Below are 24,795 nucleotides of genomic sequence, written 5' to 3'. Positions count from 1 at the left end.
AGGCTCCGCAAGGGGCCTTTCTTTTTGCCGAAGGCTGATCACCCTACAGCAGGAACTATTGCCAGAGGCTCAAGCCTGTACTTTACACAGTTTCGGCCAGCCGCCTTCGCATCGTAAAGCGCGTTGTCCGCAAGGCGCATCGCCCGCGCGAATCCGCCGGTCTCGCTGAACGTCGATACGCCGAAACTCGCCGTGATGCTGAGCGTGTCAGGCATCCCGCTGCCCTTGTGCACCGCAATTGCGCCGCGGATAGCGTGGGCAAGAAGCATGGCAGCGTCCAGCTGTACGCGCGGCAACAGAATTCCAAACTCCTCGCCCCCTAAACGACCGACGACCGCCGAATCTGAGACGCTTTCGGCAAGAAGTTGCCCGACCGTCCGTATAACCGCGTCCCCGGCGTAGTGACCATAGGTATCGTTCACACGCTTGAAATGATCGATATCGCAGAAGATCACCGAGTGCGGTCCGATTGGACTGCGCCGGAGCGCTTCACCGGCATGCTTTTCAAAACCACGGCGGTTCAGAAGCCTGCTCAGAGAGTCAATTTCGGAATTGCTCCGCTCGTCCGCCATGATCTGGAGGACCAGTACAGCGAGCAGGGAGAGGCCCGTCATCACCATGAGCACTGCGGTCAGGCTCTGGGAAATGACGGCATAATTGGAAAACAGATAGTCACTGGCCACGCGACCGGCGCCCACCGCCGCGGCGAGGTAAGCCTTGAGAAAGAAGTGGGCTCCAGTCAGACTGAAGACGAACATCATCCAACGATCGACAGGGGCGCGATGGGACGAGAATGCGATCGCCGCCGCGCTGAGCAGACAGGATATGGCAAACGGCGTCTGGTAGGGAATCGAATGCGAGAGCGTACTGCGTGGCTGGTCGTAAATGGCGATCACGATGGCCGTGCAGACGACCAAGAAGATCGCCAATGGAGCTGGCCGTGTAGTTACGTTGTAAAGACTGCCGACACCCATGCGGATCAGGAGCAAGCCTGCCAGTACGGCGGCGAAAGCGACCGCCGCTCCTGGCCTGACGAACGGCGTATACGCGATAACGAGTTCGGCAGGCACCGAAAGCGACGCTACAGCGAAACCCAGCCCGATCCAACGCGCAGCGGCACGCGACCTGCTCCGCCGAGAAACAGCGAAGAAGACGCCCGCGAAGGACATCGCGATCACGAAGTTGACGATCAGATATAGATTAGCGCCGTTGAACACATCCACTGGCCTTCAATGCCCGAACTCATTGGGCTCCCGAAACTTAGCAGCAAGAGCATAATCAACTCTTACCAACCGCATGGGAGCTTATGCTCTACTCAGGACATGCCAATGACTTTCCTGTCACTTTTGGAGTGATTCTCCCCTCAAACAGTGTTAGAGGCCCCAACGAATAATTCCAACACCATCCTGTCAGAGTCGTATCATGTCCAGGTTCAAGTCCGATTTTCTCCGCACGCTCGATGAGCGGGGCTTCATCCATCAGGTTTCTGATGAAGCCGGCCTCGATGAATTGCTGAACAAGGAAAGCGTGACTGCCTATATCGGCTATGATCCGACGGCATCCAGCCTTCACGTCGGCCATCTGACCCAGATCATGATGCTGCACTGGTTCCAGCAAACCGGACACCGTCCGATTTCGCTGATGGGTGGCGGAACAGGCATGGTCGGCGACCCTTCGTTCAAGGAAGAAGCCCGCAAGCTGATGACTGTCGAAATGATCGAAGAGAACATCGCCTCGATCAAGACCGCTTTCTCGAAGTACCTCGATTACGGGCGGCCGCAGAACGCAGCACTGATGATCAACAATGCGGAGTGGCTGCGCGCACTGAACTATCTTGAATTCCTGCGGGATGTCGGCCGCCATTTCTCCGTCAAACGCATGCTCTCCTTCGATAGCGTGAAGACGCGCCTTGATCGCGAGCAATCGTTGTCCTTCCTGGAATTCAACTACATGATCCTCCAGGCCTATGATTTCGTCGAACTGGCGAAGCGCTACGAATGCCGCCTGCAGATGGGCGGATCCGACCAGTGGGGCAACATCGTCAATGGCATCGATCTTGGTCACCGCATGGGTACCAAGCAGCTCTATGCCTTGACCTCGCCGCTCCTCACCACCTCTTCCGGCGCGAAGATGGGCAAGTCTGCCTCCGGTGCCGTCTGGTTGAATGCCGATCTGATGCCAGTCTATGATTTCTGGCAGTACTGGCGCAACACGGAGGATGCGGATGTCGGCCGCTTCCTGAAGCTCTTCACAACGCTTCCGATGGACGAAATCGCGCGTCTCGCAGCTCTCGGCGGATCGGAAATCAACGAGGCCAAGAAGATTCTCGCGACAGAAGTCACGGCCATCCTGCACGGTCGTGCAGCATCAGAGCAGGCCGCCGAAACCGCGAGAAAGACCTTCGAGGAAGGCGCTCTGGCCGACACGCTTCCGTCGATCGACATTGCCAAGCCGGATCTCGAAGCGGGGATTGGCTTGCTGAACCTGATCGTTCGCGCAGGTCTCGCTGCATCCAACGGCGAAGCCCGCAGACATGTTCAGGGTGGTGCGGTGAAGATCAACGACGTGGCGGTGACTGATGAGCGCATGAATATCGGAACGGGCGAGATTTCGGCAGAGGGCGTCATCAAGCTCTCGCTTGGCAAGAAGAAGCACATTCTCGTTCGCCCGGCTTGATCTGCACAATCCCCAGAATTTCGAGGGCTGGCGCGAAACATCGCCAGCCCTTATTCTGTTGCAAGCTCCTGTCGGTTGAAAAGCACAAGGCCAAGCACGCCGGGCACGAGCATCCACGCCAATAGCGCTGCCAGAGGAGTGACCGCCCCGGATGACGCCGAACTGGTGACAAGGATGCGCAAATCATTGGCGGCGATTGACGGCAACCACCAGAGGTCCTGTCCTGCGCCAAGATAGGCCTGGACCAGCACGCTACCCAATGTCAGCAGAAATGCGATTAAAACGGCGGCCATGGATGATCGGAACAGGACTGTCAGGAGCGCGGTCACACTCACCAAAGCCAAGAGTTCCAGAACGGCGACTGAAAAAAGCAAAAACAGCTGTTCGAGACCAGCCAAAGGCGTCAACACAGTTCCATCGACTGCCATAACGAGCATCGTGACGAACAGATCGCTGAAAGTAACCAGCAGCAGGCTAAGAATCAGGCAGCAGCATGCAGCCAGAAATTTTGCCAGCCACAGCTGGCTTCGGCTGCGTCGGGGCACAAAGTGACGCCAGGTGGAGAAACGATAATCGACAACGAAAATGGAGGCGACACCCAAGGCAAAGAACAGGTGCGCCAGCGTGTTTCCCGATAGGCCGAACGATCGGCTCGCTTCCGCAACAAGATCAACCGAACTGCCGAGATTGGATTGGCCGACACGCCTGAATACGACAACCTGCATCAAAATCTTGATGAGGGTGGCGAAGGCTGGCACGATAAAGACCGCAGCCATGAACAAGCCGCGCTGCGCCACAAATTTCTTCAATTCTGCTCCAACAAGACGAACCATGTCAAACACCAGCCGCTTGTGTGTGACGCGTTTCCGCCAGAAAGAAGCTTTCCAAATTGGGTCTGATCCACTTCACTTCGTGTAGATCCATTCCCTGAAGAACGAGCGCTTTGACGAGTTCCGGCACTTGCTCCCGAGGAACGCGGACTCCCAATCCATTCCCCTCCTTCCAAGCCAGATCGCCGAGTTTCGCCAGCACGGGATTTAAGGGGCGAACATCAAGCCACAAATATTCGCCACCTCCGAGCAGATCGGAGACCCTGCCCTCTGCCGCCAGACGCCCGTGGCTGAGAATGGCAACCCTATCCGCCACTTTTTCCACCTCATCAAGAAGATGGCTGGACAAGAGCACGGCAACCCCTTCGTCCTGGGCCAGATGCCGGATAAGGTCGCGCATCTCTATCATTCCATCCGGATCGAGCCCATTTGTGGGCTCGTCGAGAATGACCGCCCTTGGTTTCGCAATGAGAGCCGATGCAATACCAAGGCGCTGACGCATCCCTAGCGAAAAGCCACCGATCCTCTGATTTGAAGCACTGAACAGATCCACCCTCTTCAATACTGCGTCGATATCCGCCCGCACTCCCGAAGTGTCCCTGAGCAGGAACAGAAATTGCCGCGCCGTCATGAATGGATAGAAGGTCGGGGAATCGATCAGCGCACCGAGCTTCTTTCGAGAATGCGGATTGGCGGGTTCACCGAAAAGCCTGATTTCTCCCTTATCCGGCTGAATGAGCCCGCAAATCATACGCAACAGCGTGCTCTTGCCGGCCCCATTGGGCCCCAGCAGGCCGTAGACGCCTGCATCCGGCACTTCAAAACTCACCGCATCCAGAGCCTGAAGCCGTCGAGCGCCCCAGCCAAAACTCTTGGAGAGCTGGGATAAGGATATTGCGCTCATCAAGATTCCTCTACTGAAACTCGAAAATCTGGCGGAACACGCCCGGCGCAATAAGAGAGAGCGGATTGACGGTGAGCTGCGGCTTGTCGATCGAACCGGTTACCTTGAATGTAATCCCCAGCAAGCCACGATCCCGACCATTGCCGAGAAGAGTGCCGATCACGGGAAGTTCCGCGAAGAGACGGTTCAGCCCGTAGGCGGGCATGAACGTGCCAGTCATATCGAGATTGCCGACCGCATCGCGGATCATGCCCTGGAATGTTGCGCCAATCTGCTCGCCGCGCACAATGCCGTTTTCTGCCGAGAGCGTCCCATCCCGATAGACGATACGGGCGAAGGCCCGTTGAAACTTTGCGGAGCTGACGTCGATGTCACGCTTGACTGCCGAATTCAGGCTGCGTCCATCCTGACCCGGGGTGGAGACGATGGATTGCAATCGGTTTTCTTCGACCAGGGCGAAGCTGCGGATATCGATGTTTCCGCTCCAGTTCGAACCGCTTTCATTGTTCAAACGCACGTTGAGCAGGCCGCCGCGCATATGGCCGTAGAGGTTGGCAAACCGCGCCAGCGAGCCTGCATCGCCACTGGTCAGCGTCAACACGCTTCCCTGCCCGCTGCCAGCAGTCTGCGCCACGACGGCCTGTCGGCTCTCAGTGACACCGGAAAATGCAATGGACTGCAGATCGCCGCCACTGACCGCAATATCTCCTGTCGTATTGAACAGAACCTCATCATTGAAACCAATGATCTTGTCGAGCTTCAGACGGACCCGCGCAGCATCGCTCGCCTTGGCGGCTGCACCAGATCGAGGTTCCGACCCGCCCTGACCTTTCAGTTTGGAGAGAACAGGCCGGATGTCGGCGGCATCACCCGATGCGGAAACCTCAAGCCCGCCTTTTGCACGGCGAATGGAAATCGCAAAACTGTCTGCGGGCGAAAGCTTGACCCTTGAAAACTCCGCGCTGGAGAGAGCACCGTTTTTAAGACTGAGGTCGCCGGCAACGCCGAAGCCTTCTCCGGAAATCGCAAGATTGCGGACATTGATATTTCCGTCCTTCGAGGCAACCTCAAGCGAGGCCTTGGCTGGAATTCCACTGCCCTTGGTCCAGCCCAGCCACGGTACTGAGAGCTTCGCCTTGGACAGATCCAGAGTGACCCCCTGTCGATCTGAATCAATGCGTGACAGTTCCAGTTCCACAGGACCGTTGACGATATCGCCAAGCCCCGGCAATAGCTTGTCGCGCTGGTCGTTGTTGAGTGTAGCATTCACCGTCAGCTCGCGCTGGATCTTGGACTGTCCGTTGAACGGTTCAACCATCGAGATTTCGGCCGGAACGCCATCGATCTCCGCCTTGGCATCCAGCCGCGCAGCGTCAGAATCCACCTGCAAATCACCATTGATGGCAGAGACGCTCCGATCGGCAATCTTCTTGGATATCTTCACATCCTGAAGTGCAATCTTGCCCTTGAACTGTGGCGGCGGCGGATGTTGATCGTTGACCAGCCCGAAACGTGCACTGACTGAAGCAACCGCCTTGCCCGAGAAATCCGCAGGCGCAAATTCGGTATTCTTCAACCCGTTGATCGGCTTGAAGGAGGCAACTTCCGCGATCGCGTCCGCATTCCCCGCGATCTGAAGGTCAAGCTCCGCCATGAGCGGTTTCGCATAGGTGGATTGTATCCTGAACGAACCGCCCTGAATATCGACTGACCGGTCGGATCCGAAGTAGGAGGCAGCCTGCCGTACATCAAACTTCAAACGCTCGCCTACGAGGTCAAAGTGTCCGGCTACGTTTCGAACCGGGGGAAGCTCGCCGGGAAGATTCAACCGGTTGTCTGCAATATCGAAGGCGATCCGCAATTCGTTGGCGGCAAGTTCCAATGGTACGTTGGGCCCCTTCATCCGGCCTGCCGGGATGAAGACGGCTATGGAACCGTTGGTTACGGTGCCTCCGAACATGTTGGCCACCACCCAGTCGCGCGCCTTGTGGGCCATCCAGAACGGCCATAGCTGCTTGACGCCCGCGACATCCATACGTGGCAGCTGCGCGCCAAAACTGATCTCCGGCGATTGCGCTCCGAGAAAGCGCATTTGCAGCGAACCCGCCATTTGCCCAAGAGGACTGGAGACCTGCATATCGTTGAATTCGAGGCGTCGCTCAGCCGTCAGGAACCGGCCGGCTGCCCGAAGATCGAAGAGAACCGGCGCTTCACCGCCCACCGCACCTTGCGCGCGGCCGCCGCTCACCAGCAGATCCAGACCGAAGCCCGGACGGGTGTCTTGCGCGTTCAACCGGTTCAGATCGACAATCGCGCCTGTGAGTGGAACCACTGTTGGGCCAAATCGCATTTCGGAGGGCAAGATCTCGATCGAATTGCGTGCGAAATTATAGGCAACCCGGACTTCGGCTCCTGTCAGATCCTGCGGCACGCCATCGAAGTAGATCTTGCCGGGAGCATGGTGGATATCGGCTCGAATGGAAGGTTTCGTTTCTGCCGTATCGCGCGATGCGTTCAGCGTGATGTTGATCGACCCCTCCAGACCTTCACGCGGCAGGCCGCCTTCCATGCGTTGCAGGAGAAAGGGCGTCAGGTCCAACCCGGAGATCTGGGCCATCAGCGCCTTGGTGACGCCGTTTTGCGCAGTCGCATTCACCTGCAGATCCGCGCGCCGTCCATCCAGATGCATCAGACCTTTGAGCTGCACCTGCCCCTGGTCATCCAGCGTCAATGTCAGGTCATCGATCAGGAGCGTGGATACGCGACCCTCCCGATCCGGCGGAAACTGAATGTTGATGCCGGATATATTGACCGAGCCGGTTCGAGTCCTCTCGATCAGCCCTCGCGCCTCATCAAGACGCTGGAACGCCTGCTCCATGGTGGAAGGCCAACGATCCACGCGCGCCTTGGACAGATCCATGGGGTCGCCAGCCGGTAGCAAGGCTGTATCGAGGTTGATCTTTTCGGCTTCGAGATGCCGGATGGAGACGCGACCACTGACCAGCGCCAGCGGATCTATGGTGAGGCGAATGGCACCCGTATTCGTCAAATGGGCCTTCGTCGCCACCTCGATAATGTCCACTTCGCGTGCTTCGAGTGCCAGGCGGAAATCCGAATCGAAACGGATGACGGTAGAGCCTACGGTCGCCTGATAGCGAGGGCCAATCGCTGCATTGAGAGAGGCCTGCGCGCGCGCATTCAAAGCGCTGTCGATGAAGCCACCTTCGATTGCGAAAAAGCCGCTGCCGATTGCCGCAACCACGAGAAGGATGAAGATCACGCAGAGCCTGAAGATCCCCCGCCAGCGCGATGCGGGCGGCGGGCAATGCACGATCATTGGATCATGCGCCTGCGCCGAAGGAAGATCATGCAACGGAATCAGATCCTTACGGCGGAAACTGACTTTTTCACCTCGAATTTCCGCCATGTCTCTCCGCGCAGTGAAGGCTCATCAGAATCATGTGATCTGGACCAGACGCGCGCCAGTATATACCGATTGCGGCAAGATTGCTGTGCTCGTTCTCCAAAGAAAGGAATATCATGTCCGAACTTCAACCCGGCAACCCCGCACCGGATTTCAGCCTGCCGCGCGATGGCGGCGGTATGGTCTCGCTTTCCAGCCTGAAGGGCAAGCCCGTTGTCGTGTATTTCTACCCCAAGGACGACACCAGCGGCTGCACGACGGAAGCACTTGATTTCACTGCGCTAATTCCAGATTTCGAAAACGCTGGAGCAAGCATTATCGGCATCTCTCCCGACTCCGTCACCAAGCACGACAAGTTTATCAAGAAGCATGGCCTGGGCATCATCCTTGCAGCGGACGAGGAGCAGGTGGCCGCCAATGCCTATGGCGTCTGGAAAGAAAAAAGCATGTACGGCAAGACCTACATGGGCATCGAGCGCTCCACCTTCCTGATTGACGCTGACGGCAATCTCGCCCGCATCTGGCCCAAGGTAAAAGTCGCAGGCCATGCACAAGAAGTGCTTGAAGCAGTGAAAACCTTGTGACAGAGGTCGGAGCCATGACAAAGGCTCCGGATCTCGAACTTCCTCCTGTGACGACGCTGCGCGGCGGCGCAATTGCCGCCGTCTCCTCGGACGACCTCGACATCAAGACACGCCTCGCGCAGCAGTTGGCGACCCGCTGGTTCGAGCGAAAACTGTCGCTGCGCTCACCACTTGATCCGCCGGTTCCAGACAGGCCGGGGAGACCTGAAAAGCCGGAGCTCGTGCCGCCGAAAGCGGTCGAAAAGCGTTCGCTGCATACGATGAATGGCCGAATTGCAACGCTTCACGCCATCGCGCATATCGAACTTAATGCGGTTGATCTGGCGTTGGACATCGTTGTCCGCTACGTGACTGAGCCCGTTCCGCACTCGTTTTTCGATGGCTGGATGCAGGTCGCATTCGAAGAAGCCAAGCACTTCAACATGGTTCGCGACCGCCTGCGCCAACTGGGTGCTGACTATGGCGACATGCCAGCCCATGACGGCTTGTGGAAAGCCGCCCACTCCACGCGCAATGACCTGACCGCCCGCCTCGCCGTCGTACCGCTCATTCTGGAGGCGCGAGGTCTGGATGTGACACCTTCGCTCCAGGCCAAGATGCGGGAAACGGGCGACCACGAAACGGCGGATATTCTCGACGTCATCTACAATGACGAGAAGGGTCATGTCGCGATTGGCGCGAAATGGTTCCGCTTTCTCTGTGCCCGCGAACGCAAGGATCCGGCTGAAACCTTCAAACGTCTGGTGCGGGAAAATTTCCGCGGACCTCTGAAACCGCCGTTCAATGATCTGGCCAGGGCAGAGGCTGGCCTGACCCCATCGTTCTACCGCTCTCTCAGCCCCATAAGTTCCGCGTAAGCGTGAATAGTTAACTGCCCGTTAACCCTAACAGGATGTAATCGCGACAGTTAGGGGCGAGCGATTCACGGCAGGAGAACGACGTGGCGAAGGGTGACGGACACCGCATCTTTGGCAAGCAGCCGACTGAACACGTTCTCATCCTGGCCTCCGGCGATCGCGTCCGGCATATGACAATCCGTCCCTGGATGACTGCATTCTGTGTTGCTTTCGCAGCCCTGCTCACCACCGCCTATCTGGGCGCCACGACATATCTCGTACTGCGCGATGACCTGATCGGCGCGGCAATGGCGCGTCAGGCACGCATCCAATATGATTACGAAGATCGCATTTCAGCGCTTCGTGCCCAGCTCGATCGCATTACCTCCCGCCAGCTTCTCGATCAGCAGGTTGTCGAACAGAAGGTAGAGCAACTGCTCGAGCAACAGAATGCTCTGTTTTCCCGCCACGGCAAACTCGGCAGCCTGCTCCAGCGCGCGGAGGAATCAGGCATTGCTGTGCCTGAAGCACCAGCTTCCGCTCTCCAGCCAGAACTGAAGGAAAAGCAAACGAGCGTAACGGGCGGTCTGAAGGCAATCGATCGCCTGCTGGCACAGGATGGGAAAGCAGCCTCCGGGGCAAAGCCCGGCGGAGTGGCTCCTCAGTCGGGCAGCATTGCGGATCGCGCAGATCGCGTATTTTCCAAAGTCACGCTCTCGCTGAAGAACATCGAGCAAGAACAGCTTCGCCGGATACGCGGCCTTGCAGACGATGCCTATCGCACCGCAGATGCCATGGCGACAATCATGCGCCGGACTGGCGTGGATGTGCCTGATGCGGCCTCCGGCAAGCAGGCCGGCATGGGCGGCCCCTTCGTCGAACCCCTCGGAATCAACCGGTTCGAAACGTCACTGACCGATCTGGATACCGCCCTCAATCGTCTGGACGCGGTGCGGGAGGCGGCGCAGAAGCTGCCCTTCGGCAATCCGGCACCCGGGCGGGAGATCACGAGCGGCTTCGGTAACCGCATCGATCCGTTTCTCGGAAGACTGGCCCTGCACGCAGGCGTGGATTTTCAGGCCGATACGGGTGCGAGCGTGAAGTCGACCGGCGCAGGCGAAGTCATTGCGGCTGGGATGAGCGGTGGCTATGGCAATATGGTCGAGATCGACCACGGTCAGGGTATCACGACACGCTACGGTCACATGTCCAGCATTCTCGTGTCCGTGGGCGATAAGGTCGAGGCAGGTTCGGTGATCGGCCGGGCAGGAAGCACTGGCCGCTCCACGGGCCCGCATGTCCACTATGAAGTTCGCCGAGACGGAGACGCCGTCGATCCAATGCGCTTTCTGAATGCAGGCCTCAAGCTCACCACTTACATGAACTGAGCTTGGATTTTGTCAAAATCGCTCAAAAACACTTGTTAATTTACCATTTACGCTTGGTATCCGGGCAGTTTTCTTGACTTTGTCACACTTTGCGCTTATCTCGCGGCCATCATCGGACGCAAAGCGGTTCCGATTCACCTGAGTTCCTTGCGAACCTGAACGGAAATTGTTTTCTCATTGACCACATTTGCTGATCTCGGCCTGAGCCAGAAAGTCCTCTCTGCTGTAACCGACGCGGGTTACACGATCCCGACGCCTATTCAGGCGGGCGCCATCCCGCATGCTTTGCAGCGCCGTGATATCTGCGGAATTGCGCAGACCGGGACCGGAAAGACAGCCTCCTTCGTGCTGCCGATGTTGACCCTTCTGGAAAAGGGACGCGCCCGTGCCCGCATGCCGCGTACGCTCATTCTGGAGCCGACGCGCGAATTGGCAGCCCAGGTCGCAGAGAATTTCGAGAAATATGGCAAGAACCACAAGCTCAACGTGGCTCTTCTGATTGGTGGCGTCTCGTTCGAAGAGCAGGATCGCAAGCTCGAGCGTGGCGCTGACGTTCTCATCTGCACGCCAGGCCGGTTGCTCGATCATTGCGAGCGCGGCAAACTGCTGATGACCGGCGTCGAAGTCTTCGTCATCGACGAAGCCGACCGCATGCTGGACATGGGCTTCATTCCGGATATCGAGCGGATCGCCAAGATGATCCCGTTCACACGTCAGACCCTGTTTTTCTCGGCCACAATGCCGCCGGAAATCCAGAAACTGGCTGATCGTTTCCTCCAGAATCCGGAACGTATCGAGGTGGCCCCGCCATCCTCTACGGCGAAAACGGTTACCCAGCGTCTGGTTGCATCCCACAACAAGGATTACGAGAAGCGCGCAAAGCTGCGCGACCTCATCCGTGCGCAGGATGATCTGAAGAACGCCATCATCTTCTGCAACCGCAAGAAAGATGTGGCCGATCTCTTCCGTTCGCTGGATCGTCACGGCTTTTCAGTCGGCGCCCTTCACGGGGATATGGACCAGCGGTCCCGCACGACGATGCTCGCAAACTTCAAGGACAACAATATCACGCTGCTGGTCGCTTCGGATGTTGCTGCGCGCGGCCTCGACATTCCTGATGTCGGTCACGTGTTCAACTTCGACGTACCAATCCACGCCGAAGACTATGTCCACCGCATTGGTCGTACGGGCCGTGCCGGTCGCTCGGGCCGCGCCTTTACGCTTGTGACCAAAGCGGACGCAAAATATGTAGACGCCATCGAAAAACTGATCGGTCAGGAAATCGAATGGCACGAAGGTGATCTGTCCGCCCTGCCGGCTCCGATGGAAAGCCATGACAATGATCGCGGCAAAAAGGGCCGTGATCGTGACAAGGACCGGGGTCGCGGAAAACGCGGTTCGGGCTCCAAGACAGAGGCTCGCACTCAGGAAGAGTCTCCGAAGAGCAACGTGGCAGCAACACCTGAAGCAAGGACAGAAAGCGTGAACGCAGAACAGGCCAAGATCGACAATCGCCGCAGCAACCAGGGCCGCAACAGCCGTCCTTACCCGGCGAACGACGATAATCAGAGCCGCCGCCGCAGCCACCACCGTGACCATGACGATGGTCCGACACCGGTTGGCTTTGGCGATGATATCCCGGCATTCATGCTGATCGTCGCAAACGCCAAGGGCTGATCCAGCCCATGACATTACGCCCTGGTGTGGATTTTCCGGGCGTCGGTACAGGATTGGTCATCCGCAATGCGGATGGTCATATTCTTTTGTACAAGCGTCTTCGTGCCCCTGAAGCCGGTTTCTGGAATATTGTCGGCGGCAAGGTCGATCACCTTGAGCATTCGGCTGACGCTGCCCGCCGCGAGGCGGAGGAGGAAACCGGGCTGACAATCCATTCTGTCGATTTTCTATGCCTGTCGGAACAGATCATTCAGGCAGACCGGCAGCATTGGGTATCGGTGATCTACCGGACGGATGATTTCACCGGTGAACCGCGACTGACAGAGCCGGACAAGCTTTCGGAATTCGGTTGGTTTCCTATGGATGCGTTGCCCGCGCCCCTCTCCGCCTTTACGCAGGACGCAATCCGGTTCTTGAAATGAGCAACCGAACTACGTCTTGGCTGTCCTGAAACCGGCTTCGCAGGCCAGACGCGCCCACTTCGCCATCTCGTCGGGATCATCCAGCGCCGCATCCGGCACTGACCAATAGGGCATGAGAACAGGCTTGCCCTTCTTGCCTTCATAGGTCCATTGGCGCGCTCCGGCAGCGCTGAACAGCGGAGCCGTTTCCGCGTCGGCCTTCAAAAGGATCTCGTCGCGAAGTTCCAGCGCGAAGATAACGCCATCGCGGTAAATTCCCTTGCCACCGAACATCTTTCGAATGGAGATCGGCGAAACCGCCTCGAACATTTCCTCGATCGCCTCGTTATCCATTGCTCTCTATCCCCTTAGAATCCCGCCAGCCCGCTCGACAGCCTCCGGAGTGTCGACATCAAGATGGGCAGACGCACCAAGCTCCACGTCGATGATCGGCAGGCCACAAGTTTCGATGACATGCCGCGCACCCACATCTCCGTCCAGGAGTTCAAGATCGTCGAAGGTCGCTCGTGGCAATATGACCGGATTGCCGCGTTTGCCGGACGCCACAGCGCGAACAATGGCACGCCCCTCAGCCTGAACGAAGGCATCAGCCAGAGCCTTGAGATCGTGGCTCGTGATCCCCGGCATATCCGCTAGCACAACCATCAGACCATCGCACTGTTGACGGGACGCAGAGGAAAGCCCGCACTTGATCGAGCTCGCCATCCCCGTTTCGAATAATTCGTTATGAAGGATTTCGACGTCCAGTCCCTCAAGCGCAGCGCTAACATCGATAGCGCGATAGCCTATTACTACCGTAACAGGGCCAATATCGGCCTTCACCGCCCGTTCTGCCATCCTTCTGACCAGTGGAACGCCGTCAAATTCCGCCAGCAACTTGTGCCCTGCCCTCGCCATGCGCCGCGCCTGACCGGCCGCAAGCAGCACTACGCCCAGCTGCAGCTTATGCGCATGGCCTGCAAGCTCCCTGGGTTGCGGTCGACTTGGTATTTCCATAAGCAGCCCTCCCACGCCAAGCCCCATCAGGTCGTCCGGCGTCGGCGGCTGTCCTGCCAGTATTCGATCCAGAACCCAGTCAAAGCCATTTTCCTTGGGCGAACGTGCGCATCCCGGCGCGACGATGATGGCTGTATCTGCCTTGTGTCCAAGAACCAGCAAATTACCGGGATCGACCGGTAAGCCGACGTGATCCACTATACCGCCTGCCAGCCGCAATGCGTTCGGAAGCACGTCTTCGGCATCACAGACAGCCGACGCTCCGAACAGAATGATCATGCGCGGTCCGCTGCCGTCGAACTCACGTTCGGCGTCCAAGATGGCACGCACGACAGCATTCTCTTCGTGGACTACCCGACGTTCGGAGACGATGACGCTGCCGGACGGCGCCAGACGTCGTCGCAGAACCTGCACGGTTTTGTCGAGGACCGATGGCTTTACCGACGGCAATTGCGTCTGAATGAGAGCGACGGAATGCGCTTGGAAGGCATGAACGGTGACCGCGTCGGCAAGGGCGAGAATCTCTGCTGCCTGATCCACGAGACGCTTGCTGACACCGAGCGGTATGATCTTGATTGTCGCGACCATATCGCCATCCGAGACCTGGCTGTAGTCCTTCAGGCACGCCAATGTGATTGCCGGATCAACGCGATTGAAACGGTCCACGAGCTGTTTATCAGCGCGGAACAAACCCTTACGGGTCGCGTAGACATTAACCCGTCCGGTCGCCGCCGGAGAGAGCCGCAGGTTCTCCCGTTGCAGAAGACGAGCGAGCTGTTCTGCCGCCTCGTCCTCCGTCAAATCGTCATCATCAAGACGGGCAACGATCACATGCTTCACACCGTGATCGCGAAGCGCCTCGACATCGATGGCTGACAGGCGTCGCCCTTTTTGCAGCTTGCCGGTCGCGACCATCATGCTGTGTGCGAGAATTGCTCCCTGCGCCTCTTCAACCCCAACCGGACCGAATTTCATGCGCTTTGCCCGGAGATAGGACGCCGACGAAAGGCCTGCACGATCTCCGCCATGATGGCGAGGGCAATCTCTTCCGGGCTGGAAGCACCGATATCAAGACCGATGGGCGCACGGATTGATGAAATGTCTTCGTCACTGAGTCCCACCTCCTTCAATCGCTCGATGCGCTTGGCATGGGTCTTGCGACCACCGAGCGCCCCGACATAGAAGCATCGGCTGCGCAAAGCGTCCGCGATTGGATAGTCATCGATTTTCGGATCGTGCGTCACGGCCACAAGCGCTGTATAGGCGTCAAGCCCGCGATCCTTCAGCACGTCCTCCGGCCAGTCGGCGATCAGGTCGACACCTTCGAAACGCTCCGGCGTGGCGAAAGCCGTGCGGGGATCGATGATCGACAGGTCGAAATTCATCATCGGCGCCAGACGCGCCAGAGCCTGTGTGATGTGTACGGCACCGATGGCGACGATACGCGGCGGCGGCAGGTAGACATTCAGGAAAACCTGAGCGCCATCCGCCTCTGCCAGGCCGGATTTCCCCGTTTGCAGAGCTTTACCCACCACATCGCGCAAACCGTCCGGCACCGGCTGACCTTCGGTAAAAACCGCGGTCGAACCTGCGGCAAGATCCGTTACGATGACGACGGCCTGACGGGCCTGCCGCGCAGAATTCACCTGTTTGAGAACTTCGATCTGCATCAGTTGAGCTTCTCCACATAGACGCGGATACGCCCACCACAGGATAGGCCGACGCGCCACGCGGTTTCGTCCGCCACGCCAAATTCCAGCAGCTTTGGCGTTCCCGCCTCAAGCACGTCCAGAGCCTCGGTGATCACCGCCCCCTCGACACAGCCACCGGAAACCGAGCCCTCGAAGTTCCCCTCCGCATCGATGATGAGGTGACTGCCAACGGGACGCGGCGCCGAACCCCAGGTTTCGATGACGGTCGCAATCGCCACATCGCGACCTTCCGCTTTCCAGGTTTCGGCAAGAGTGAGAGGATCAAGGGATGCGGCTGACATGCTGGTGGTTCCTTTCCAGGAAGCGGCGGGGATCATGGTCTCGGTTGAAACCTTGGCCGTTGAGTGCTTCTGCAAGTTCGCTGATCGAGCTTATATTGTGCGCCGCCCTGAATTCGTCCACATGCGGCAACATGGCACGTACGCCTTTGGCCTTTGCCTCGAAGCCGTCGAAGCGCAGCAAAGGGTTGAGCCAGATGAGCCGACGGGTGCTTCGATGCAACCTGTCTACTTGTCTAGACAACTCACCCACATCGTCCCGCTCCAATCCGTCCGTGATCAGCAAGACGACCGCGCCACCGCTCATGACACGCCGGCTCCAATCCTTGTTGAACCGGGCAAGCGCTGGCCCTATCCGCGTCCCCCCTGACCAGTCGGAGACAGAGGCAGTGCAGGCAGCCAGAGCCTCATCAGGGTCACGATGCTTCAGGCTCCGGGTTACATTTGTCAGCCGCGTCCCAAACAGGAAGACATGCATCCGCCGCCGACGCTCCATCAATGCGTGACAGAAATGCAGGAAGATGCGGGTATACTGGCTCATGGAGCCGGAAATATCCGCCAGAACGACCAAGGGCGGCTCACGCCAGCGCACCGTCTTGAACTTCGGCAGCAGCAGGTCGCCCCCGCTTCGCATGGCATGGCGCAGGGTGGCGCGTGCATCGATCCTGCGCGGTTGCCGACTGGGCTGGAACCTTCGTGTCGGCACCGTCTGCAACGGCATGACAAGCCCGGATATGACCTGACGCGCCTGCTTCAACTCGGCGGCATTCATCTGCGCGAAATCCATCTTCCGCAGCACTTCGGAAAACGAAGCGGTGAAATGCGCATCCGTCTCGATCTCTTCGCGGACCTCCTGCTTTGCCGGTCTCTGTCTGTTGGCGGTCAGGGCATCGCTCACTCTCGCGGCGGCAGGCTTCGGTTTTTCCTTCTCGCGATGATCCGCAATCTTCGGCGACATCATCTGGATCATTTTTTCCACGAGATCGCGACGGCGCCAGAAGATGCCAAAGGCTTCGTCGAAAACCGGAATATCCTCGCGACGCTTGACGAAGATGGCCGCAAGAATTGCCTTGAACTCCTGCCTTGATCCAAGACCGATTGCCTGCACCGCTTCCACCGCATCCATCGTGGATTGAGGCGAGGTCTTAAGCCCTGCCCGTCGTAAAACGCGAGCAAAATGGGCAATGTTTTCGGCGAGCTTTCCGTCCCCCATCGGTAGCGGAGGCAAGATCGCACCATCGCTGGCATTCGGGCCATTCATTGCTCAACCCGCAGCCAGCAGTTCGGCCTTCACTTCAGACAGAAGCTTTGCTCCTTCACCCTCTTTCATACGCGCGATATCATCCTGGTACTTGAGCAGCGTTCCAAGCGTATCGGCAATCGTTTCGGGATCGAGAGCAATCCGATCGAGTTCCGTCAGGGCTGTCGCCCAGTCGATCGTCTCCGCGATACCTGGGTTTTTGAAGAGATCGATCGTCCTGAGCTTCTGAACATAAGCAACAACCTCACGTGACAACGCCTCCGCCGCATGGGGCAGCTTGCGACGCAGAATGGCAAGTTCCTGCTCAGCGTCCGGATAGTCGACCCAGTGATAGAGGCAGCGCCGCTTCAGGGCGTCATGGATCTCGCGGGTGCGGTTGGTGGTGATGATGACGATTGGCGGCTCGCTAGCCTTGATCGTCCCGAGTTCGGGAATGGTCACCTGAAAATCGGAAAGAACCTCCAGCAAAAACGCTTCGAAGGCTTCGTCGGTTCGGTCGAGTTCGTCGATCAGGAAGACGGGGGCAATCTCGCCCGCCTGCGCCAAAGCCTGCAGCACGGGTCGACGGATCAGATGGCGCTCGGAATAGAGGCTCGATTCGATCCTGTCGCGATCGTCCAGACCCGCCGCTTCCGACAGGCGGATATCGAGCATCTGCGCCGGATAATTCCACTCATAGACCGCAGACGAAACATCGAGACCTTCGTAGCACTGCATACGGATCAGCGGCCGGTTCAACCCTTTCGCCAACGCCTTGGCAATCTCGGTCTTGCCAACACCCGCCTCACCCTCGAGAAAAAGCGGACGCTTCATCCGTAGAGCCAGAAACACGACTGTCCCGAGGCTTCGTCCAGCCAGATAATCCTGCTGCGCCAGAAGGCTGATGGTCTCCTCGATTGAAAAAGGCGTGGCAGTCGCGGTCATATCCGGCATGGTTCCTCCCCATGTTTCAGATGATGCTACAGCGAGTGGAACGCACGGTCCAGATAGATCAACGGAGGGTTGGCAGGTCCAAGATGCAAGCCGACGACGGTGCCGATCATGACGAAATGGGTCGCGATACGGCGCACCTCCACCAGACGGCAATCGAAAGCCGCAAGCGCGTCCGAAAGGACCGGTGCACCTGTGGTAAGCTCCATCCAGTCACCCAGCGCAAATCTCTGGTCGTTCGGCAGGTTCTCGAAACCGGCAAGCGCCCGCGCCAGCGGTTGATGGTGAACGGCAAGCGCATTCAGAACGAAACGCCCGCTCTTCTCGAAAATCTCGTTCTTGGCATTGTCTGCATTAAGGCAAGCCAACACTGTTGCGGGACTATCAGAAATCGAGCACGCAGCGGTCGCAGTCACACCACGCCGCACGCCTTCCCACTCAGTCGTGACGGCCTGAACATGACCGGCATACCGCGCCATGCCATCCCGATAGCGTGCAGGATCGATCGCTTCAGCGGCCAGTCTTTCGGAAATATCCACACATCTTCTCCCCGGCCGGTGGCCGTGTGATCTCTCGCATATGGATAACCTGCTTGCAGTTTTCCACGCAATGCCGACACGTGAGTTGAAGTTAATACGCAAAAGTCTTTGACGCGCCTTGGTGAACGGATAAATGTCATTCATGCGCCACTCTTCCTTTATCCGTTCCAGTGCTATCCTGTCTGCGGCTCTTTGCGCGCTTCTTGCGCAACCGGCCTCGGCGGCGGTTATCGGCGTCGTAGCTCCGACGTCTGGACCCTATGCCCGGCTCGGCGAGCAGATCCAGCATGGTGCAAGCGCGGCGGTCGGTGATGGCAACCAGATCGTCGTCGTTCCGGAAACATGCGAGCCCGGCAGCGGCAAACAGGTGGCGGAGCAGCTGAAGACACAGGGCGTCAGCATCGCCATCGGCTTTCTCTGCGTCGAAACACTGACGGATGCGCTGCCTTTGCTGAAAGGAACCGGGATCCCTGCTATCACGGTCTCCGTTCGCTCGCGTATTCTATCGGAAGACGCGCAACGTCAAGGCTGGTCGTTCTTTCGCCTTGCACCTGCGGAAGGCCAGGAAGCCGCAGCCCTGTCGGACATTATCCTCGGACGGTGGCAGAACCAGCCGATAGCGCTCATCGACGATGGCACGATCTACGCACGTGACCTGATCGCCGCGGTTCGTAGCCGGATCGAAGCTGGAGGCATAAAGCCGGTTTTCGTCGATACCTTCCGGCCCGGTCAGGAACAACAGCTGTCTCTCGTTCGAAGATTGGCCAAGGCCGGTGCAACGCGGGTCATCGTCGGAGGAGATCGCACAGACATTGCCGTGATGGCGAGAGACGCGGAAAAGGACGGCGCGAAACTGACCTTCGTTGGTGGGGATGTGATGCGCGCGGCCAACCGGCCCGTCAGCCTCCCGGAAGGCGTCATGGCCGTAGCACTTCCCGATTTCAGCAAGGAAGTCGATGCGGATGGTGCCGTTTCAATCCTGCGCGTCGCAGGCGTCGATCCCGATGGCTACACCCTGCCCGCCTATGCCGCAGTGCAGGTGGCCGAGCAGGCGCTCAACGCCGCTCAAACCCACGCTCTCTCGCTGACAGATGCACTGCGGCAGGAAACCGTTCAAAGCGCCATCGGCCCGGTTGCTTTCCAGAGCAATGGCGAACTGAAGCAGAACCTGTTCACACTGCAAACCTGGCGCCAGAACGGCTGGTCAATGGAGCAGACGCCGACCGAGTAGCTGCGTCCCTGCTAAATCCGGTAATTGTGCAGGTCTTGCTTGGGTGCTAGAGGCGCGGCATACATTCTTCTGGAGGATCCTGATGTCTGCCCCTGTTCTTATCGCCCCCTCGGTTCTGGCTGCCGATTTTTCCAAACTCGGGCAGGAGGTGCGTGATGTCGTGGCGGCAGGCGCCGACTGGATCCATCTCGATGTCATGGACGGTCACTTCGTACCCAATATTTCTTTCGGTCCGGATGTCATCAAATCGCTGCGCCCGCACACCGACGCCTATTTCGACTGCCATCTGATGATCGCCCCCGCCGACCCCTATCTCGAGGCCTTCGCCAAGGCTGGCTGCGACAGCATTACGGTGCACGCAGAAGCCAGCCCGCACCTGCATCGCTCGTTGCAAACCATTCGGGGCCTCGGCAAGAAGGTCGGCGTCACGCTGAACCCGGCAACTCCCCTGTCCGTGCTGGAAAACGTGCTGGACGACGTGGACCTGATCCTGATCATGAGCGTCAATCCCGGCTTTGGCGGACAGAAATTCATTCCGGCGATGAACGAGAAGATCCGTTCCGCGCGCGCGTTGATCGGCAACCGTCCGATCGACATCCAGGTTGATGGCGGCATCACGGCAGAGACGATCGGCGCAGCGACGAAGGCTGGCGCCAATGTCTTCGTGGCGGGATCTGCGGTGTTCAAGGGCAATAGCGTCGAGAGTTATTCTGCCAATATTTCCGCCCTTCGGTCAGCTGCTGGAGCATAAGAAAAACATGACGAAGGCTGACGCAAACCGAATGCTGCGCGTCAGCCTCGTCTCATCGGCTGTAACCAATCTCGGCTTCGCGCTCTTGTGGGGCGCCTGCTGTTCTGCCCTCATAGCATGGCAGATGTTTAGCTTGGAGCGCTTTCACGGCTTCCACCTTTCAGACCTCATAGTTCTCTATGGCGTCGGCGCATCATCCGGCTGGCTTGTTGCCGCCGTTGGTCTCTTCGGCGTGCGGCGGCTGTTCTGGAGAAACTGGCTGCTCTACCTGTTGGCGGTCACGCTGCTCGCCACAGCCACTGTCGCGGTGACCTCCGGCCTCTTCGCACTCCAATATCGCAGCTTCTATGCCCAATGGCACGAGCATGCGTTCACCCGGATCTGGATACTTCAGTTCCTGTTCACATCTGCATCTGCCGTGTACCAGTTCCTCGTTATCGGTCTTCGTTACTATTTTCCGCTGGGAATGCCGCTTTTACTTGGCGCAGCAGCCATTCTTGTTCGCTCCGTGCGTTGAGATTACCTGCCGCGTTTGGTAAAGCGGGCCAACTTTGACAGCCGTAAGGAACGAGCTTCGATGATCCCGCGCTATTCCCGGCCAGAGATGGTCGCCATCTGGTCCCCTGAAACCAAGTTTCGCATCTGGTTCGAAATCGAGGCTCACGCCTGTGATGCTCTCGCAGATCTTGGCGTAATTCCGAAGGATTCCGCCAAGACCATCTGGGAAAAAGGTGGCGCTGCGGAATTCGACGTGGCTCGCATCGATGAAATTGAAGCCGTTACCAAGCACGACGTCATCGCCTTCCTGACGCATCTGGCGGAATTCATTGGCCCGGACAGCCGTTTCGTCCATCAGGGCATGACCTCGTCTGACGTTCTGGATACGACGCTGAACATCCAGCTCGTCCGTGCGGCGGATCTTCTGATTGCCGATATGGACCGCGTCCTGGCGGCCTTGAAGACACGTGCCTTCGAGCACAAGGATACCATCCGCATCGGTCGCAGCCACGGCATCCATGCCGAACCGACGACCATGGGCCTTACCTTCGCGCGCTTCTACGCCGAAATGGACCGTAACCGCGCCCGCCTCATCAATGCCCGTGCGGAAATTGCAACCGGCGCCATCTCGGGCGCGGTCGGTACCTTTGCAAACATCGATCCGCGCGTGGAGGAACATGTCTGCGCCAAGCTCGGCCTTGCGCCAGAGCCGGTTTCGACACAGGTCATCCCGCGTGATCGTCATGCCATGTTCTTCGCCACCCTCGGCGTCATTGCATCGTCGATCGAAAACGTGGCCATCGAAATTCGCCACATGCAGCGCACAGAAGTCCTGGAAGCGGAAGAGTTCTTCTCGCCCGGCCAGAAGGGCTCCTCGGCTATGCCGCACAAGCGCAATCCGGTTCTGACGGAAAACCTCACCGGTCTCGCCCGCCTCGTGCGCATGGCTGTAACCCCTGCCATGGAAAATGTTGCACTGTGGCACGAGCGCGATATCAGCCACTCTTCCGTTGAGCGCGGCATCGGCCCCGATACGACGATCACGCTCGATTTCGCGCTGAACCGTCTTGCAGGCGTCATCGAAAAGCTGGTGATCTATCCGGACAACATGTTGAAGAACCTCAACAAGTTCCGTGGACTTGTTCACTCGCAGCGCGTTCTGCTTGCCCTTACGCAAGCCGGTGTATCGCGTGAGGACTCCTATCGTCTGGTTCAGCGCAATGCGATGAAGGTCTGGGAAAAGGGCGCCGATTTCCTGGAGGAATTGCTGGGCGATGCTGAAGTCCGTGCCGCACTTCCTGAAGAAGCAATCCGCGAGAAGTTTGATCTCGGTTACCACACCAAGCACGTCGACACGATCTTCAAGCGAGTCTTCGGCTAAGTCCGAGCGATTTTTATAGAGAGCACGTCAGCCGGGGTCTTTCCCCGGCTGATTTCGTTTCTACAGTTCACTTGCAGGCATAACGCCCTTCGTCCTTGGCATCGGCCGTACCCGACGCAACTGTCACGCTGGGGTAAGGGCAATAGACATACCTGGACCCAGACAGGTGCGCCGCTTCCTTGTTTCCGGGCGTAACACCCGCAGCAATGCTCTCCGGCTTGGTGCCTTGTTCGACCCACGCCACCAACGGCGAGAAGAAGTCGAAATCATCGTAGGATGGACCACCGGCGCCATGGGGCATGCCGGGAATCCGATAAAGGCGGGCGAAATCCGAGGCCTTGCCGCCGTTGTTCTGATCAAGCTTCTTATACCAGTTGACCGTATCGACCACCGAAAACACTGGGTCGGCATTGCCGTGGAAGACAATCAACTTGTGTCCGGCCTCCCTGAATGCCTTGAGGTCCGGATTGTCCGTACCCGGCGGTATCATGAACTGAACTGAGGATTCGGTGAAAGGTGGCTCAGAGGCGAAGATCTTGGGCGCATCCTTGTCGAAGTCGAACTTGAGCAGGAAGTTTTGCAGCTCATCCGGGGTGCCGCCCACCTTGACGGGTGGCGTTGTAAAAATCTGTGCCAGCGAGGACGCACCTTGAACACCGATGATCGGCTTCTTTCCCCAGGCGTCAACGGCGCTTTCCAGCTTCCACCCCCGCCAGTTGCCGGACGCCATGCCGGGATCCCAGGTCCAGGAACTATAGAGATTTTCACCTTTTCTGTTTTTCGGTCCGCCCTGAATTTTCACCAGTGCGGCAACTTGCGCAGCCGTCAGGCATTCCTTGTCGCCTTCCTTGGCGCATTGAAGCGCCTGCGGCTTGAACGTGGTCTCGCAGGCATCTGCATTGGAAACGATACCATCCTTCACGCCGTCCGTCATATCGCACGCAGCCAGAATGCCTTTGGCCAGAAGGTTCATGTCGTCACGGGAAAAGGCCTTGGCAATGTCGGGGTTCAGGCTAGCCCATGTCTGCACGTCCCAGGCATGCTGCACCGCTGCCTTCGGCAGGTTCAACCCCGGATATCCGGCGAGCAGACCGTCGAAGGCGGCAGGCATGCGGGACGCGGCCACCAATGCATGTCGTCCGCCATTGGATGACCCCATGCCGTAGGCAAAGGCCACCGGCTTTCCGTAATATGTCTCGACCGCCGCGCGGGCTAGCGGTTGCAGCTTGGCAACAGCGCCATAGCCATAATCGATGCGGGCCTGCGGATCGAAGCCAAAGGCCGCACCACCGGCAATACCTCGCTCGGCATACGCCTTGCCGTCATGTCCTGCATCGCTGGAAACCACAGCATAGCCGCGAGAGAGTGCCGTCTGTTTCTTGTCTCCGCCCATGACAGGGCCGAGGGCTGGAACCACGGTTCCATCATTGCCGCCGTTGAACTGATGAACGAAACGTCCGTTCCAGGTGTCTGGCAGTCGCAGCTCGAAACGGATCGCATAGCTCTTGCCGTCGACACCTGTTCGCTGCCCGGTCAAGCCGCGAACGATGCAATGCGCAACCGGCATCTCGTCTGTAGCGGGTGTTGCAACGGCCTCCGTTACGTTAAGCCCTGCCACAAAGCTCTCCCCCTTCGGCAGGTCCGCACAAGTCAAAGCATAGGCGGCATCAGTTGCGGCAAAAACTGTCAGGCAGGACGCACTCATGAAAATGACTGACTTCATACTTTCCTCCTCGAAGTGTGAGCTTCATTCCCGAAGTGAGGCTAACATAACAATTTCATTCGCAACAGTAATAACTGAAAACAAAAATCCTCTCTGATCCGGGCTTGACGCATTCGCTCGTCAGTCGCAATTAAGGGGCCATGAAAGCATCAGACGCAGATATTCTCATCGTTCCTGGCTACACGAATTCCGGGCCCGAACATTGGCAAACCCGATGGCAGAGCCGGCTGCAAACGGCGCGGCGTGTGGAGCAGGCCGAATGGTCGAAGCCCGTTCGCGAGCACTGGGTTGCTCGCATTGTCGAGGAAGTGAATTCAGCAACGCGTCCGGTCGTGATCGTAGCCCATTCGCTAGGAGTTCCGACGGCCATCCATGCGATCCCTCATTTTCGCAAGAAGGTCGCAGGCGCCTTTCTCGTTGCGCCGCCCGATGTCACCAATCCGGAGATCCGACCGAAGCATCTGATGACATTTGGGCCCTATCCGCGCGATCCTCTGCCGTTCCCATCACTGACGATTGCAAGCCGCAACGATCCGTTCGGCAGCTACGATCATGCAGACGACATCAGCAATGCCTGGGGTTCGCTGCTGATTGATGCTGGCGAGTCGGGCCATATCAATGCGGAGTCGGGTCACGGTCCGTGGCCGGAAGGGACGATGGTTTTTGCCAAGTTTCTGGCAAATCTCAAGCCTTGAGGCAGGCCGCCTTCGGACCTTTCGCATTCACAACCAAGGATATGCGTTACGTTAAGAGA

23 protein-coding genes are annotated in these 24,795 nt (G+C 58.3%); 11 read left to right on the top strand and 12 right to left on the bottom strand.

Annotation, left to right across the window (positions count from 1 at the left end):
- Nucleotides 1-38 precede the first annotated feature (38 nt).
- On the bottom strand, nt 39-1,223 hold the full coding sequence (locus ASD54_RS09560) for a GGDEF domain-containing protein (protein ID WP_244484719.1): 1,185 nt from the start codon (nt 1,221-1,223) through the stop codon (nt 39-41).
- A 199-nt stretch (nt 1,224-1,422) separates the two neighbouring features.
- Here ASD54_RS09560 and tyrS point away from each other — a divergent pair, with 199 nt between their 5' ends.
- On the top strand, nt 1,423-2,676 hold the full coding sequence (tyrS, locus tag ASD54_RS09555) for a tyrosine--tRNA ligase (protein ID WP_062554339.1): 1,254 nt from the start codon (nt 1,423-1,425) through the stop codon (nt 2,674-2,676).
- Nucleotides 2,677-2,726: 50 nt separating this feature from the next.
- On the opposite strand, the gene ASD54_RS09550 is transcribed toward tyrS, so the two are convergent.
- The 3 genes from ASD54_RS09550 to ASD54_RS09540 are packed head-to-tail and all read right to left on the bottom strand — an operon-like array spanning nt 2,727 to nt 7,837.
- The gene (locus ASD54_RS09550; RefSeq protein WP_062554338.1) at nt 2,727-3,509 is read right to left on the bottom strand and encodes a hypothetical protein; all 783 of its coding nucleotides are present in this window, start codon (nt 3,507-3,509) and stop codon (nt 2,727-2,729) included.
- 1 nt (nt 3,510) lies between these two features.
- Nucleotides 3,511-4,410 carry an ABC transporter ATP-binding protein gene (locus ASD54_RS09545; RefSeq protein ID WP_062554337.1) on the bottom strand — a complete coding sequence of 300 codons (900 nt, stop codon included), beginning with the start codon at nt 4,408-4,410 and terminating at the stop codon, nt 3,511-3,513.
- A 10-nt stretch (nt 4,411-4,420) separates the two neighbouring features.
- Nucleotides 4,421-7,837 (bottom strand): DUF3971 domain-containing protein, encoded by a 3,417-nt coding sequence (locus ASD54_RS09540; protein ID WP_062554336.1) that lies wholly within the window; start codon nt 7,835-7,837, stop codon nt 4,421-4,423.
- Nucleotides 7,838-7,950: 113 nt separating this feature from the next.
- On the opposite strand from ASD54_RS09540, the gene bcp reads away from it, so the two are divergent.
- From bcp to ASD54_RS09515, 5 genes are all read left to right on the top strand, one after another.
- Nucleotides 7,951-8,418 (top strand): thioredoxin-dependent thiol peroxidase, encoded by a 468-nt coding sequence (gene bcp, locus ASD54_RS09535; protein ID WP_062554335.1) that lies wholly within the window; start codon nt 7,951-7,953, stop codon nt 8,416-8,418.
- A gap of 14 nt (nt 8,419-8,432) precedes the next feature.
- Complete coding sequence (locus tag ASD54_RS09530) at nt 8,433-9,275, top strand: ferritin-like domain-containing protein (RefSeq protein ID WP_062554785.1); 843 nt, start codon at nt 8,433-8,435, stop codon at nt 9,273-9,275.
- Between the two features lie 83 nt (nt 9,276-9,358).
- Nucleotides 9,359-10,642: a M23 family metallopeptidase gene (locus tag ASD54_RS09525; protein WP_062554334.1), complete on the top strand. Its 1,284-nt coding sequence runs from the start codon at nt 9,359-9,361 to the stop codon at nt 10,640-10,642.
- Between the two features lie 177 nt (nt 10,643-10,819).
- A complete protein-coding gene (locus tag ASD54_RS09520; protein ID WP_062554333.1) occupies nt 10,820-12,319 on the top strand; it encodes a DEAD/DEAH box helicase in 1,500 nt (499 codons plus the stop codon).
- 8 nt (nt 12,320-12,327) lie between these two features.
- A complete protein-coding gene (locus ASD54_RS09515) occupies nt 12,328-12,741 on the top strand; it encodes an NUDIX domain-containing protein (RefSeq protein ID WP_062554332.1) in 414 nt (137 codons plus the stop codon).
- A 9-nt stretch (nt 12,742-12,750) separates the two neighbouring features.
- Here the strand turns inward: ASD54_RS09515 and ASD54_RS09510 are convergent, their stop codons facing one another.
- Genes ASD54_RS09510 through ASD54_RS09480 form a run of 7 tightly spaced genes read right to left on the bottom strand, consistent with a single transcriptional unit; the run spans nt 12,751 to nt 18,397 of the window.
- The gene (locus ASD54_RS09510; RefSeq protein WP_062554331.1) at nt 12,751-13,074 is read right to left on the bottom strand and encodes a TfoX/Sxy family protein; all 324 of its coding nucleotides are present in this window, start codon (nt 13,072-13,074) and stop codon (nt 12,751-12,753) included.
- 6 nt (nt 13,075-13,080) lie between these two features.
- Nucleotides 13,081-14,712 carry a molybdopterin-binding/glycosyltransferase family 2 protein gene (locus tag ASD54_RS09505; RefSeq protein ID WP_062554330.1) on the bottom strand — a complete coding sequence of 544 codons (1,632 nt, stop codon included), beginning with the start codon at nt 14,710-14,712 and terminating at the stop codon, nt 13,081-13,083.
- Nucleotides 14,709-15,407 (bottom strand): XdhC family protein, encoded by a 699-nt coding sequence (locus ASD54_RS09500; RefSeq protein WP_062554329.1) that lies wholly within the window; start codon nt 15,405-15,407, stop codon nt 14,709-14,711. The genes ASD54_RS09505 and ASD54_RS09500 overlap by 4 nt, the downstream gene beginning before the upstream one ends.
- Nucleotides 15,407-15,730: an XdhC family protein gene (locus tag ASD54_RS09495; protein ID WP_062554328.1), complete on the bottom strand. Its 324-nt coding sequence runs from the start codon at nt 15,728-15,730 to the stop codon at nt 15,407-15,409. Before ASD54_RS09495 ends, ASD54_RS09500 begins: the two co-directional genes overlap by 1 nt.
- Nucleotides 15,711-16,988, bottom strand: coding sequence for a VWA domain-containing protein (locus ASD54_RS09490; protein ID WP_062554327.1), 1,278 nt, complete (start codon nt 16,986-16,988; stop codon nt 15,711-15,713). Before ASD54_RS09490 ends, ASD54_RS09495 begins: the two co-directional genes overlap by 20 nt.
- A gap of 3 nt (nt 16,989-16,991) precedes the next feature.
- Nucleotides 16,992-17,921, bottom strand: a complete 930-nt coding sequence (locus ASD54_RS09485; protein WP_062554326.1) for a MoxR family ATPase — start codon at nt 17,919-17,921, stop codon at nt 16,992-16,994.
- 26 nt (nt 17,922-17,947) lie between these two features.
- Nucleotides 17,948-18,397 (bottom strand): flavin reductase family protein, encoded by a 450-nt coding sequence (locus tag ASD54_RS09480; RefSeq protein WP_156379178.1) that lies wholly within the window; start codon nt 18,395-18,397, stop codon nt 17,948-17,950.
- Nucleotides 18,398-18,599: 202 nt separating this feature from the next.
- Between ASD54_RS09480 and ASD54_RS09475 the strand changes: the two genes are divergently transcribed.
- The 4 genes from ASD54_RS09475 (at nt 18,600) to purB (ending at nt 22,318) form a co-directional block, all read left to right on the top strand.
- A complete protein-coding gene (locus ASD54_RS09475) occupies nt 18,600-19,688 on the top strand; it encodes a branched-chain amino acid ABC transporter substrate-binding protein (protein WP_082547162.1) in 1,089 nt (362 codons plus the stop codon).
- A gap of 82 nt (nt 19,689-19,770) precedes the next feature.
- Entirely contained in the window at nt 19,771-20,439 is a 669-nt protein-coding gene (gene rpe, locus ASD54_RS09470; protein ID WP_062554324.1) for a ribulose-phosphate 3-epimerase, read from the top strand.
- Nucleotides 20,440-20,446: 7 nt separating this feature from the next.
- Nucleotides 20,447-20,956, top strand: coding sequence for a hypothetical protein (locus tag ASD54_RS09465; protein ID WP_062554323.1), 510 nt, complete (start codon nt 20,447-20,449; stop codon nt 20,954-20,956).
- A 60-nt stretch (nt 20,957-21,016) separates the two neighbouring features.
- Entirely contained in the window at nt 21,017-22,318 is a 1,302-nt protein-coding gene (purB, locus tag ASD54_RS09460; protein ID WP_062554322.1) for an adenylosuccinate lyase, read from the top strand.
- 67 nt (nt 22,319-22,385) lie between these two features.
- Here the strand turns inward: purB and ASD54_RS09455 are convergent, their stop codons facing one another.
- A complete protein-coding gene (locus ASD54_RS09455; protein WP_062554321.1) occupies nt 22,386-24,041 on the bottom strand; it encodes a tannase/feruloyl esterase family alpha/beta hydrolase in 1,656 nt (551 codons plus the stop codon).
- A 140-nt stretch (nt 24,042-24,181) separates the two neighbouring features.
- On the opposite strand from ASD54_RS09455, the gene ASD54_RS09450 reads away from it, so the two are divergent.
- Entirely contained in the window at nt 24,182-24,736 is a 555-nt protein-coding gene (locus ASD54_RS09450) for an alpha/beta hydrolase (RefSeq protein WP_062554320.1), read from the top strand.
- Nucleotides 24,737-24,795 lie beyond the last annotated feature (59 nt).

Source organism: Rhizobium sp. Root149, assembly GCF_001427345.1.
GTDB classification, from domain to species: Bacteria; Pseudomonadota; Alphaproteobacteria; order Rhizobiales; family Rhizobiaceae; genus Neorhizobium; species Neorhizobium rhizoryzae.
The sequence above is the reverse complement of the archived record's forward strand: the minus strand, read 5'-3'. Positions and strand labels throughout refer to the sequence as shown.